Origin of the sequence: Aeromonas sp. 61P, from assembly GCF_051919545.1 — a bacterium.
Classification (GTDB): Bacteria; Pseudomonadota; Gammaproteobacteria; order Enterobacterales; family Aeromonadaceae; genus Aeromonas; species Aeromonas veronii.
This window is the reverse complement of the sequence record NZ_JBQBEL010000001.1, coordinates 4,330,345-4,342,799: the sequence shown is the minus strand read 5'-3', so window position 1 is coordinate 4,342,799 and position 12,455 is coordinate 4,330,345. Positions and strand designations below refer to the sequence as shown.

At 62.4% G+C, this 12,455-nt stretch carries 9 protein-coding genes and 1 pseudogene; 8 read left to right on the top strand and 2 right to left on the bottom strand.

The features are described 5' to 3' along the window. The first annotated feature begins 438 nt into the window (after positions 1-438). From ACTG2O_RS20140 to ACTG2O_RS20125, 4 genes and pseudogenes are all read left to right on the top strand, one after another. The gene (locus tag ACTG2O_RS20140) at positions 439-1,755 is read left to right on the top strand and encodes a 2-hydroxycarboxylate transporter family protein (protein ID WP_088869904.1); all 1,317 of its coding nucleotides are present in this window, start codon (positions 439-441) and stop codon (positions 1,753-1,755) included. 23 nt (positions 1,756-1,778) lie between these two features. Next, positions 1,779-3,328: pseudogene (locus tag ACTG2O_RS20135) on the top strand (NAD-dependent malic enzyme). 17 nt (positions 3,329-3,345) lie between these two features. Further along, the gene (locus tag ACTG2O_RS20130) at positions 3,346-4,914 is read left to right on the top strand and encodes an ATP-binding protein (protein ID WP_021229142.1); all 1,569 of its coding nucleotides are present in this window, start codon (positions 3,346-3,348) and stop codon (positions 4,912-4,914) included. Positions 4,915-4,917: 3 nt separating this feature from the next. Continuing rightward, positions 4,918-5,613: a response regulator gene (locus ACTG2O_RS20125; RefSeq protein WP_075115718.1), complete on the top strand. Its 696-nt coding sequence runs from the start codon at positions 4,918-4,920 to the stop codon at positions 5,611-5,613. Positions 5,614-5,689: 76 nt separating this feature from the next. On the opposite strand, the gene ACTG2O_RS20120 is transcribed toward ACTG2O_RS20125, so the two are convergent. Further along, positions 5,690-6,589, bottom strand: a complete 900-nt coding sequence (locus ACTG2O_RS20120; RefSeq protein WP_076493474.1) for a DMT family transporter — start codon at positions 6,587-6,589, stop codon at positions 5,690-5,692. 233 nt (positions 6,590-6,822) lie between these two features. On the opposite strand from ACTG2O_RS20120, the gene ACTG2O_RS20115 reads away from it, so the two are divergent. Next, on the top strand, positions 6,823-7,608 hold the full coding sequence (locus tag ACTG2O_RS20115; protein WP_139493602.1) for a helix-turn-helix transcriptional regulator: 786 nt from the start codon (positions 6,823-6,825) through the stop codon (positions 7,606-7,608). Between the two features lie 80 nt (positions 7,609-7,688). On the opposite strand, the gene exaC is transcribed toward ACTG2O_RS20115, so the two are convergent. Then, entirely contained in the window at positions 7,689-9,206 is a 1,518-nt protein-coding gene (exaC, locus tag ACTG2O_RS20110; protein ID WP_439976540.1) for an acetaldehyde dehydrogenase ExaC, read from the bottom strand. Between the two features lie 236 nt (positions 9,207-9,442). Here exaC and ACTG2O_RS20105 point away from each other — a divergent pair, with 236 nt between their 5' ends. The 3 genes from ACTG2O_RS20105 to phoB all read left to right on the top strand — a co-directional run bounded on the left by ACTG2O_RS20105 (position 9,443) and on the right by phoB (position 12,453). Beyond that, positions 9,443-11,122 (top strand): sigma-54-dependent Fis family transcriptional regulator, encoded by a 1,680-nt coding sequence (locus tag ACTG2O_RS20105; RefSeq protein ID WP_439976539.1) that lies wholly within the window; start codon positions 9,443-9,445, stop codon positions 11,120-11,122. A gap of 129 nt (positions 11,123-11,251) precedes the next feature. After that, a complete protein-coding gene (locus tag ACTG2O_RS20100) occupies positions 11,252-11,662 on the top strand; it encodes a VOC family protein (RefSeq protein WP_058056713.1) in 411 nt (136 codons plus the stop codon). A gap of 101 nt (positions 11,663-11,763) precedes the next feature. Then, positions 11,764-12,453, top strand: a complete 690-nt coding sequence (gene phoB, locus ACTG2O_RS20095) for a phosphate regulon transcriptional regulator PhoB (RefSeq protein WP_005338414.1) — start codon at positions 11,764-11,766, stop codon at positions 12,451-12,453. Positions 12,454-12,455: the final 2 nt, after the last annotated feature.

Here is a 12,455-nt window from a genome sequence, read left to right as displayed (position 1 = left end):
CCCTTTTTGCATCTTTCTTCTCACCATTCTTCATCGTGGGTGCTTCCTGCACGCCGACTTAAACCCTGATGTGGCAAGCCGTGGCACTCGCGTTATGGCGATGACGTTGCCCGCTGATTATCACTCACAGGATCTGTGGCGATAAATGGCCGCAGAGCTTGTCATCTGGCTCTGTTATTTCCCCGAAGGGGGGAGATCATCGCATCGTTATTACTGCTGATCACCCAAATATCCGCCATTATGGTCGCTCGTTTTATCACCCTATTTCCTGACTTGGTCGGGTATCGGATGTCTGGTGTTCTATTGTGCAGCACGCGCTGGCGGCACCATGATGTTTAAGTTTTTAATGTTTTTATATGGCTTTGCAGTCTGGCTAACCGACAGGGGCGAGGGGGATCAATAAAGTAGCGGCCACAATCACACGCAGAGTACATAACAATGAAAAACCTCTCCCCCCTACAAACCACACAAGAAAAGGCCGCCTTTATGGGCGGCCAACAAATTGCCGGTATGCCGCTCTTTATATTTCTGGGGCTGGCGACCTGCGTTCTCTTTTCCGGCTGGAACGGCTCGTTGCCGCTGGGCATGGTCGGTGCGCTGGCACTGATGTTTGTGCTGGGCACCCTGCTGACCGAGCTGGGGGAGCGGATCATGCCGATCCGCGAATACCTGGGGGGGGGCACCATCCTCGCCATCTTCGGCGGCGCCGCTCTGTTCGAATATCAGCTGCTGCCGGTGCAGGCGGGGCAGGTCATCACCAACTTCATGAAGGAGGGAGGGTTTCTCAACTTCTTTATCGCCAGCTTGGTGACTGGCTCCGTGTTCGGCATGAGCGGCGCTTTGCTGAAAAATGCCGCCATGCGCTACCTGCCGGTCATTCTTGGTGGCGTCGCACTGGCACTGCTGAGTGTGGGGCTGGTCGGCTCCCTGATGGGGTATGGCTTCAAGAATGCGGTGTTGCTGATCGGCCTGCCCATCATGGGCGGTGGCATGGGGGCTGGTGCGGTGCCCTTGGTGGAGATCCTCTCCGGCCCGATGCAGATGTCCAGTGCAGATCTATTGTCACGCATGGTACCGGCGGTGGTGATCGCCAATACCCTGGCCATTCTGGTGGGCTCTCTGCTGGCGCGGCTCGGTCGCCGTTACCCCTCCCTGACTGGCAACGGCAAGCTGATGGTTAAAGAGAGTAGCCAGAGCATTGCCGATGAGCAGGCCGAAGCGCCGACCCTGCAGAGTCTGGGTATGGGGCTTTTTATCAGCTCCAGCATGTTTGTGCTGGGTTCCCTGCTTGGCAACTTTATCCCCATGCACCCTTTCGCCCTGATGATTTTGGCCGTCGCCTTTATCAAGGTGAGCGGCCTGCTGCCGCGCCGTTATGAGCAGGCGGCGGCCGACTGGTATCAGTTTGTGGTGAGCAACCTCACTCCCTCCCTGCTGGTGGGGATCGGCGTCGCCTATACCAGTATTCCGGAGCTCATCAGCGCCTTCTCCATCAGCTACTTCGTGCTGGTCATGGTCACCGTGATCGGTGGCGCCCTCGGCGCGGCGCTGGTGGGCCGGATGATCGGTTTCTATCCCATCGAGGCGGCCATCACCGGCGGGCTCTGCATGGCCAACATGGGGGGGACCGGCGATGTGGCCGTGCTCTCGGCGGCCCAGCGCATGAAGCTGATGCCCTTTGCCCAGATCTCCTCCCGTCTCGGCGGCGCCGTGATGCTGATCCTGGCTACTGCTCTTATCTCCCTGCTCGCCTGATACCGGATTGAGGAACAAACAAAATGAACGACATCATGATGGGCACCAGCCTGCCCTATGCCGAACGCAAGCGTCAGGGCGTGCGGGGGCGTATGCCCCACAAGGAGGAGTCCCTCTCCCAGCAGCGGCGCCGGATCTACCGGTTGGTCAGCGCCATGCAGAGTCCGTTTGACCAGCATCTGCTGCTGCGCCAGCTGCAGGAGGACAACCCGGTGCTGTTCTACGATCTGGTGCGTCACCACCTGCCGGAGCTGCTGCCGATCATCTACACCCCGGTGGTGGGGGAGGCGTGCCAGCGCCACAGCGATCTCTATCTGCGCAGTCACGGTCTCTACCTCTCCTGGCATGACAGGGACGATCTTGACGATATCCTCGAGTCGGTGGAGCAGGAGGTGGACGTGATCGTCATCTCCGACGGCGAGCGGGTGCTGGGGCTTGGCGATCTCGGTATCGGCGGCATGGGGATCTGTATCGGCAAGCTGGCGCTCTACTCCGCTGCTGGCGGCATCAATCCGGCGCGCACTCTGCCGCTCTGTGTCGATGTGGGCACCAACAACCCCGAGCTGCTGGAGGATGACTCCTACCTCGGCTGGCAATCCCCGCGCATCGACGGCGAGAGCTACTACCACTTCATGGACAAGGTGGTGGCCGCCATTCGCAAGCGCTGGCCGCAGGTGGTGCTGCAGTTTGAAGACTTTGCCGGCAAGCATGCCGCCAACCTGCTGACCCGTTATCGCGACGAGCTCTGCATGTTCAACGACGACATTCAGGGCACGGCGGCAGTGGCTTCTGCCTGCGTGCTGGCCGGGTTGCAGCAGGCGGGTACCGCCCTGTGCGATGCCCCGGTGCTGATCGTCGGCGCGGGTTCTGCCGGTTGCGGCATCGCCGCCATGCTGGCCCAGCTTGCGGGGAGCCACGATGGCGTCTGGCTGTTTGATCAGGATGGGGTGGTCTGCTGCGATCGCCCTGCGTTGACCCGTGCCCAGCAGCCATTTGCCGTGCCGTGGAGGAGGGGAGCAGTTCGCTGCTGGAGACCATCCGGCAGGTGCGCCCGGCGGTCTTGATTGGTGTGAGCGGTCAGGGCGGCCTCTTTACTGGCGAGGTGTTGCAGGCGATGGGGGAGGTGTGCGATCAGCCGGTGATCCTGCCACTCTCCAACCCGACCCGCAGCGCCGAGGCCACCCCCGAGCAGGTGTGGGCCGCCACAGATGGCCGCGCTCTGCTTGCCACCGGCAGCCCCTTTGCGCCGGTAACGGTGGCGGGGGAGCGGCGGGTGGTCTCCCAGTGCAACAACGTATATGTCTTTCCGGGGATTGGCCTCGGGGCCTGCGCGGTCAAGGCGCGCCGCATCAGCGATGGCATGTTGCTGGCCGCAGTGCGGGCAGTTGGCGCCTATCCGCTGGTGGCGGGTCGGCTGCTACCCCCCATCGAACAGGTGGGAGAGGTGGCCCGCGCCGTCGCCAGAGCGGTGGCGCTCTGTGCCCGCGAGGAAGGATTGGCCGATTTTGTCGGCGATCCGGCACCTTTGATTGACCAGACCTGGTGGCATCCGCACTATTGGGCAGCGTCCTGACGTTTTAAGGTATGTGCATGAAACTTCGCCACCAGCTTGTCACCCTCTCTCTTGGGCTCTCCCTGCTGCTGATCCTCATTCTGGGCAGCCTGCTGGCCCTCTTTATCCGTCATCTGCTGGAGAGCAATCTGCAGGATAAGGGGAGCGATCTGGCTCGGGTCATGGCGGCGGATACCCGGGTGGTCGAAGCTCTGCGTCAGGGGAGTGATCCTACCCTGCGCGACTACGTGGAGGCCGTCTGCAACCGCACCGACGCCACCTATATGGTGGTGACCGACGAGCATGGTCGCCGCCTCAGCCACCCCAACCCCGAGCTGGTGGGGCAGAAGTTCCGCGGCGAGGATATTTGGCCCGCACTGCAGGAGCGGCGCAGCTACTGTTCCAAGGATCGGGGCACCATGGGACCGGCGATCCGCTGCTTCTCCCCGGTGGTGGGAGGGGATGGGCGCGTCATGGGGGCCGTGGTAGTGGGCTACCTGATGCAGCAGGTGGAGGGCATCTATATGGAGCGGGTAGCCCTGCTCATCAGCGCCATCGTTGCTGTGCTGGGGTGCGGCCTGCTGCTGGCACTCTGGGTGCAATATCTGCTGCGCAAGACCCTGCTCGATCTGGAGCCGGAGGCGATCGTGCGCCGCTTCACCCTGCAGGATCTGGTGCTGGAGCACATCACCGAAGGGGTGATTGCCCTCGATGGCCGCGGCAACATCAACATGATCAACAGCACCGCCAGCTATCAGCTGCGGCTGCCGGTTACCGGGCGCCATGCCCTGCAGGGGCAGTCGCTGGCGGAGCTGGTGCCACCCCTTGCCCCCTGTCTGGAGCAGGAGGGTGGGGAAGTGAGCTTCACCATTCAGGGGGAGTCCTTTGTCGGCCGCTGGCAGGCGGTGCAGGGCAAGGCACCGGGGCGGCTGCTGATCTTCAGCCGTCCGGAGGTGGCTGCCAGTCTGGGGGTACAGGTGACCCACCTGCGCCAGTATGCCGAGATGCTGCGGATGCAGAGCCACGAGTTCGCCAACAAGCTCAGCAGCCTCTCCGGCCTATTGCAGCTGGGCCATGTGGATCAGGCGGTGGAGCTGATCCAGCAGGAGAACGAAGCGTGCCAGACCATGCTGCAGGAGCTGCTGCGGCTGATCGACAACAAGCCGGTGGCGGGGCTTATTCTCGGCAAGTTCAGCCGGGCCCGCGAGCTCGGGGTGACTCTGGAGCTCGATCCCGATTCGGCGCTGGCGGAGTATCCGGCTTCGGTCTCGGCCGATCTCATCACCCTCATTGGCAACCTGCTGGACAACGGTCTGCAGGCGGCCTGGCGCAACCGCCAGCAGCGGCCGCCCAGGGTGCTGCTGTCCCTGTGCGATGTGGGGCGGCGGCTGGTGATCGAGGTGGAGGATAGTGGCGAGGGGGTCGACGAGGAGCTGGCCGATCATCTGTTCGATTACGGAGTGAGTCGCCAGAGCGGCGATCACGGGGTGGGTCTATTCCTGGTCAAGGAGACCGTGGGTCGGCACGAGGGTGTGATAGAATGGCGGCGAACCGCCGAGCAGACCACCCTGTTTGGTATCTACTTGAATAAAAACCAATTAATGTGAGCCATGGACCCAATAATCACGCTTGTTATTGAAGATGACGATCGGATCGGTGCCATCTTGTCAGAACTGGTGGCGGCGACACCCGGTTTCTCCCTGCTGGGGCGGGCTGGCACCCTGGCCCAGGCCGATGCCATGATGGCCGGTGTGGTGCCCCAACTGCTGCTGGTGGATGTCTCCCTGCCCGATGGCTCCGGCCTTGAGTGGGTGAGCCGCCTGCGCAGCCACAACCGCGAAGCCTATGTCATCATGGTGACTGCCTCGCGGGATGTGGAGACCATCCAGCAGGCCCTCAACCTGGGGGTTCATGACTACGTCATCAAACCATTGCGGCTGTTTCGCATCCAGCAGAGTCTGGACGAGATCCTGCAACTGCACAGCCGTCTGTGCGAGCGGGGTCGGCTGGAGCAGGAAGATCTCGACAAGCTGCTGGGCAAGGGAGGGCGCTCCCAGATCAAGGAGATGCGCGTCACTCCCAAGGGGATCGACAGCATCACCCTGCGTCAGGTGCTGGATCTGCTGGCGGGTGAGCCGGAGAGCGTCTTCTCCACCGACACGGTGGCGTTGCGACTCTCCCTCAGCCGCACCACGGCGCGCCGCTATCTGGAGTATCTGGAGTCGGAAGACCGGGTCGATGTGGATCTCAACTATGGTCAGCGGGGGCGGCCGGAGCGGCGCTACCGCTGGCGCCGGGCCGGTTGAGATGCTCACTGACGTGCATTGCAGAAACAACAAGGGAGCCATGGGCTCCCTTGTTGTTTCCGGACGATGTTGGTTCTCAGGCGGCTTCCCGTTCGGCCACCGGCGCACGCCCCTTCAGCTGGGAGGTCATCACCCCGCCCAGGATCAGCCCGCCACCCAGCAGGTGGTAGCCATGGATCGGTTCCCCCAGGCCGACGACGGCGATCAGCGCTGTACAGAGCGGCATCAGGTTCATAAAGACCGAGGTGCGCTCGGCGCCCATGCAGGCGAGGCCGCGCATCCAGCAGTAAGCCGCCAGCAGGGAGGAGGCGAGCCCGGCGAAGAGCACCAGCCCCCACCCTTCGGCTGGCACCGCCATCGAGTCGGCGCTGAGAGCGAGCGGTACCAGCAGCAATACGGCCAGCAGGATCTGCATGTAGAGGTTGAGCCAGGGGCCAAACGGCAGGTGCCAGCGGCGGATCAGTAGGCCGTAAAGGGCGTAGCTGGCGGAACCCAGCAGCATCATGCCATCCCCCGGGTTGATGCCGTTATGGAGCAGGGCGAGCGGCTCGCCTTTGCCAAGCAGCCAGAGCACCCCGAACAGGGAGAGACTCATGCCGAGCAGTGCCTGTTTGCCGGGACGCTGGCCGAAGAAGAGCGCCCCTTGCAGCAGGGTGAGCAGCGGAATGAGGGAGCCGATCACCCCCATATTGGTGGCCGAGGTGCTGTGGGCGGCGTAGTAGGCCAGACACTGATAGAGCACCATACCGAGCGCCGCCAGCACCAGCAGCTTGCCGAGCCAGGGGCGAACCTCGCTGCGTCGCCGCCAGAGGGTGGGCAGACAGAAGGGGGTCAGCGCCAGAGCGGCGATCACCCAGCGATAGAAGGAGATAGCCGCGGGGTCGAGCACACTGGCGGCCGCCTTGGACACCACGGTATTGGTAGCCCAGATCAGCACAGCCATCAGCGGAAAGAGAAGAGGGGAAAAGATTCGCATCAGAGGCTCCTTATTAACAGGGGGCCAAGTCTACCCTTGTCTTTATACTATCAAGTAGCGTAAAACAGACAGATGACCCAGCAGAAAAGACAACTCTTTCTGATGCACCTTATTCCGGCCCACCCGGACTGCGTTTGCCCGCAACTGATGGCTGCTTTTGGCCTGTGCCGGAGACCGAGCCAACAGGGCGTTGTATCAAGCCTGCTCCTCTCTCTCGCTGACAAGGGGCGCTGATGGCCACTCACCACTTTCAGCCGGTAGATGTCGTTCTGCCCGCTCCCAATCCGCTCTTTTTCAGTTACCAGCAGATGCTGGCCGACAGCGCGACCGTGCTGCACTCCCACCCCTGGGGCCAGCTCAACATGATCAGCCTGGGGATCATGGAGATAGAGCTGGGGGATCAGCGACTGGTGGCCCCTGCCGACTATCTTATCTGGGTACCGGCGGATCTCGACCACACCTCCTACAACGAGCAGACCCTTGACTACACCTCCATCTACGTCAGCCACGAGCTGGCGGCCAAGCTGCCGCCAGAGCCCAGATTGCTGCTGCTCACGCCACTTATTCGCGCCCTGCTGAGCGACTTTTGCGAACGGCGGGTAAGCCATATGGCGGATGAGTGGGATCAGCGTCAGGCCGAGTTGCTGGTGGAGCGACTGGCGCGCACCCGTTGTCAGGAGAGCTACCTGCCGATGAGTCAGGACAAGCTGCTGGCTCCCATGCTGGCGGCGTTACACAGCGATCCTGCCGATCCCCGAACTCTGGCCCAGTGGGCCGGACAACTGCACACCACAGAGCGCACCCTGGCGCGGCGCTGCCTGCGGGAGTTGGGGATGAGTTTCGGTCAGTGGCGGGCGCGGCTGCGGCTGCTCAAGGCGCTGGCCTGGCTCAAGGGGGACATGCCCATTCAGGAGATCAGCTGGCGGCTCGGTTACGGCTCCACCTCGGCCTTTATCGCCATGTTCAACCGGGAGCTGGGCTGCTCCCCCCAGCGCTATCGCCTACAGTCTGCCCGATAACAAATCGCCGGACATGTCATCTGGTGAAGCAAAACAAGAAGGGCGCCCACAGGCGCCCTTTCTGATGACATTCGCTTGCGCTAGAAGAAGCCGAGCGGGTTGATGTCGTGGCTCACCAGCAGGTTTTTGGTGTTCTGGTAGTGGTCCAGCATCATCTTGTGGGTCTCGCGGCCGATCCCCGACTTTTTGTAACCGCCAAAGGCGGCGTGTGCCGGGTAGGCGTGGTAGCAGTTGACCCAGACACGGCCAGCCTGAATGCCACGCCCCATGCGCCAGGCCAGATTGCTGTCGCGGGTCCACAGGCCTGCTCCCAACCCGTACTGGGTGTCGTTGGCAATGGCCAGAGCATCGGCCTCGTCCTTGAAGGTGGTGACCCCGAGTGCCGGCCCGAAGATCTCCTCCTGGAACACCCGCATCTTGTTTTGACCGGAGAAGATGGTGGGCTGGATGTAGAATCCCCCCTCCAGTCCGCTCACCTTGGCCGGGCCGCCGCCGATCAGCATCTTGGCCCCTTCGCCGCGACCGATCTCCATGTAGCCCAGGATCTTGTCGAACTGCTCGCGGGACGCCTGCGCCCCCACCTGAGTGGCGGTATCGAGGAGGTTGCCCTGCACTATGGTGCGAGCGCGGGCCAGCACCCGGTCCATGAAGTCGTCATAGATGCTGGCCTGCACCAGCGCGCGGGAGGGGCAGGTACACACTTCCCCCTGATTGAAGAAGGTCATCAGCATCCCTTCTACCGCCTTGTCGATGTAGCTGCTCTCGTGCTGCATCACGTCGGCGAAGTAGATATTGGGGGACTTTCCCCCCAGCTCCACGGTGGAGGGGATCAGCTTGTCGGCTGCGCAGCGCAGGATATGGGCGCCCACTTCGGTCGACCCGGTGAAGGCCAGTTTCTGGATCCGGTTGCTGGTGGCCAGCGCCTGACCTGCCTCGGCGCCGAAGCCGTTGACCACGTTGACCACGCCGGGGGGCAGGATGTCCTTGATGAGATCCATCATCAGCATGATGGTGACCGGGGTCTGCTCGGCGGGCTTGAGCACGCTGCAGCAACCCGCCGCGAGCACAGGGGCCAGCTTCCAGGCAGCCATCAGCAGCGGGAAGTTCCACGGGATGATCTGGCCGACCACGCCGATGGGTTCCTTGAAGTGGTAGCTGACGGTGTTCTGATCCAGCTCGGCGGCCGAGCCCTCCTGAGCGCGAATGCAGCCAGCGAAGTAGCGGAAGTGATCCACCACCAGCGGCAGGTCTGCGGCCAGGGTTTCGCGCACCGCCTTGCCGTTCTCCCAGGTTTCGGCGATGGCGAGCCGTTCGATGTTCTGCTCGATGCGATCGGCGATGCGCAGCAGCAGGTTGCTGCGCTCGGTGACGCTGGTTTTGCTCCAGCTGGTGAACGCCTTGTGGGCGGCATCCAGCGCCAGCTCGATATCGGCGGCGTCGGAGCGAGCGACCTCGCAGAATACTTTGCCATCCACCGGCGAGATGTTTTCAAAGTAGCGGCCGGCGCGAGGAGCCACCCACTCACCACCGATGAAGTTGTCGTAACGGGACTTGAAGCTGACCAGGGCACCTGCCTGACCGGGAGCGGTATAAATCATCTCATCATCCTTTATGTGTGTGATCCTGACCGGACTGGCTGACAGACCGGTTGCCAGCTGATATCGCAAGGGGCGTGCCAAAGGGTCTGACCAGCAGACAGAAGGTTACAAAAACGTTATCAAATGGGGTGTGGCAGCGTATCTTGGTTAACCAATGTCCACGGCTATTACGATAAAACTGTACCGTTTCTGGACAGTGGCCGAGACAGTCGTGCTGTTTGTGAACAGGAGGCGTGATGAGTGAGTCACTTCAACCCGGTCCCGGTCCGATCCAGCGTTCCTGGCAGCGCTGCCTGCATCAGGGGCTGAGCCGCCAGCAGAGCGCCGATCTGGACTTGCTGCCCCAGGGGGAGCTGTCGGCCCGTCAGGAGCAGCACAGGGCGCTGATTTCCTGCTTCCAGCGCTTCGTGCTGCCGCTGTTTGCCCAGTTGCTGGCCGGTCGCCCCTGTCGCCTGTTGTTGTGTGACGGTGAGGGGGCCATTCTGGCCGCCAGTGGTGATGAGGGTTTCGCCCGTCATGCCGAGCGTATCTTTTTGCGCAGTGGCGCCCGCTGGGGGGAGGCGAGCAAGGGTACCAACGCCATCGGTACCGCGCTGGCCGAGCAGAATGAAGTGCAGGTGCTCGGCAATCAGCACTTCTTCGCCCAGCACAGCTTTCTCAGTTGTAGCGCTTGCCCGTTGCTCGGGCCGGACGGGCAATTGCTGGGGGTGCTCGATATCTCCACCGATGCGGCCCATCACGATGGCGACATGCTGGGCACAGTGCGGCTGTTGGCCATGACCCTCGAAAACGCGCTGCTGGCGCGCCAGCCGGGCTGGCTGGTGGATCTCGATCCCCAGAGCCTCTGGTCCGCTCGCCTGTTGCTGGGAGAGGAGGGGGAACTGCTCGGCGCCAACCGGGCAGGCCGACTCTGGCTCGGCCAGCACCCTTTCGATGGCAGACAACTGCTGCGCGAGGGGCGTGGCTTGCGGCTGGTGCCAGAAGCGGACGAGACCTTTTCCCGCGCCGTCCTGCCTGGTCACTCAAGCCCGATGCCACATCCGCAGCAGGTGCCGCTCAAGATGCTGGAGCGCGGCATTTCGCTGCTTATCGAGGGGGAGACCGGCAGCGGCAAGGAGCATCTGGTGCGGGCCCTGCACCGAGCGTCGAGTCGGCGGGAGCAGCCACTGGTGTGCGTCAACTGTGGCGCGTTACCAGCAGATCTGGTGGAAGCCGAGCTGTTTGGGTATGTGGGCGGGGCCTTCAGCGGTGCCCGCAGCCAGGGCAGTCAGGGTTATCTGCGCGCAGCCCACGGCGGCATGCTGATGCTCGATGAAATTGGCGAACTGCCGCTGCAGGCTCAAACCCGACTGCTGCGGGTGTTGCAGGAACGCAGCGTGACACCGGTTGGCAGTCACAAGCCGGAGGCGGTGGATTTCTGGCTGGTCAGTGCCAGCCACCGGGATCTGGCTGCCATGGTGCAGAGTGGCGCATTTCGCGAAGACCTCTATTACCGGATCTGCGGCTGGCGCCAGCAGCTGATGCCGCTGCGCCGTTGGCCTGCCGCTGAGCGTCTGGAGCTGATCCAGCGACTGTTGGCGGAGATGGACCCGACCCTGCGTCTGACCCGCGATGCGGAGCAACAGCTGCTGGCCCATCCGCTGCCCGGCAACGTGCGCCAGCTCAAGCAGGCACTGGAAGTGGCCTGTGTGCTGGCAGAGGGGTTGGGTTGGATAGAACCCGCCCACCTGCATCTGCCCAGTGTGGCCACAGAGCCCGGCGCCTTGCCGATGGGGGAGGCGACCAGCTTGCGTGAACAAACCCGGCGGCAGGTACAGCAAACGCTGGTGGCGTGCGGCGGCAATGTGAGCGAGGCCGCGCGCCAGCTGGGGATCAGCCGCACCACCCTCTACCGGACGCTGCGCGAAGCCCCTTGAGTGCTCACTCCCCCTCACCGGTCGTTTTCAAGACGCACATGACGGCTGGAGCCCTGCCCATCCAGCCGCTATGATGCGCCCTTGCCGGGGCATTGCGCCCGTTGACTCATCCGTTGAGGATTTTCTGCCATGTCACAACACATAGGGGCGCTGACCCTGCTGGTGGCTGATTACGATCAGGCCATTCGCTTTTTTACCGAGGGACTTGGCTTTGCGCTCCTGGAAGACACTCGGCTCGACGAGCCGGGCAAACCGGGCAAGCGCTGGGTGCGGGTTGCCCCCAAAGGTGCCTCCGGTTCTGCACTGCTGCTGGCGAAAGCGGCCAATGCGCAGCAGCAGGCCGCCATCGGCCAGCAGGGTGGTGGCCGGGTATTTCTGTTCCTCGAGACCACTGATTTCTGGGGGGATTACCAGCGCATGCAGGCGTACGGTGTTCATTTTTGTGAACAGCCTCGTGACGAGCCTTATGGCACCGTGGTGGTGTTTGAGGATATCAGCGGCAACCGGTGGGACTTGTTGCAACGTACTGCTGCCAACTGAATCTGAAAACGTTTATCATCCCGCCTGTCATAAAGTCATAAAAGTGTCACAGAAAATTCTAATAATTGGCGCACCCATCTTCACAGAGGAGAGAGAAGGGAATGGCTAAGCGAATTCTGGTGGTCGAGGACGAAGCACCGATCCGCGAAATGCTCTGCTTCGTGTTGGAGCAGAAGGGATATGAGACGATTGAAGCGGAAGATTACGCCGATGGACTGGCGAAGGTGCGCGAACCCTACCCCGAACTCATCGTGCTCGACTGGATGATGCCGGGCGGCAGTGGCATCCAGTTTATCAAGCAGCTCAAGCAGGATGAGGTGACGCGCCAGATCCCGGTGGTGATGCTCACCGCTCGTGGTGAAGAGGAGGACAAGGTGCGTGGTCTGGAGGCCGGAGCCGACGACTACATCACCAAGCCGTTCTCGCCCAAGGAGCTGACCGCTCGCCTCCATGCGGTGATGCGCCGCGTGTCGCCCACCTCGGTAGACGAGGTGATCGAGGTGCAGGGGCTGAAACTCGATCCTGTCTCCCACCGGGTCAGTGCCGAAGAGAAGGCGCTCGACATGGGGCCGACCGAATTCAAGCTGCTTCACTTCTTTATGACTCACCCCGAGCGGGTCTACAGCCGTGAACAGCTGCTCAATAATGTCTGGGGTACCAATGTGTACGTCGAGGACAGAACCGTGGATGTGCATATTCGTCGCCTGCGCAAGGCGATTGAAGAGACAGGGCACGACAGATTGATCCAGACGGTGCGTGGAGCCGGATACCGCTTCTCAACCCGTCTCTAGAG

Bases quoted from the DNA above. Each gene is read 5' to 3' on its own strand.
- ACTG2O_RS20140 (WP_088869904.1), top strand. From the start codon at position 439: ATGAAAAACCTCTCCCCCCTACAAACCACACAAGAAAAGGCCGCCTTT.
- ACTG2O_RS20115 (WP_139493602.1), top strand. From the start codon at position 6,823: ATGGCCACTCACCACTTTCAGCCGGTAGATGTCGTTCTGCCCGCTCCC.
- exaC (WP_439976540.1), bottom strand. From the start codon at position 9,206: ATGATTTATACCGCTCCCGGTCAGGCAGGTGCCCTGGTCAGCTTCAAG.
- ACTG2O_RS20100 (WP_058056713.1), top strand. From the start codon at position 11,252: ATGTCACAACACATAGGGGCGCTGACCCTGCTGGTGGCTGATTACGAT.
- phoB (WP_005338414.1), top strand. From the start codon at position 11,764: ATGGCTAAGCGAATTCTGGTGGTCGAGGACGAAGCACCGATCCGCGAA.
- ACTG2O_RS20105 (WP_439976539.1), top strand. From the start codon at position 9,443: ATGAGTGAGTCACTTCAACCCGGTCCCGGTCCGATCCAGCGTTCCTGG.
- ACTG2O_RS20125 (WP_075115718.1), top strand. From the start codon at position 4,918: ATGGACCCAATAATCACGCTTGTTATTGAAGATGACGATCGGATCGGT.
- ACTG2O_RS20130 (WP_021229142.1), top strand. From the start codon at position 3,346: ATGAAACTTCGCCACCAGCTTGTCACCCTCTCTCTTGGGCTCTCCCTG.
- ACTG2O_RS20120 (WP_076493474.1), bottom strand. From the start codon at position 6,589: ATGCGAATCTTTTCCCCTCTTCTCTTTCCGCTGATGGCTGTGCTGATC.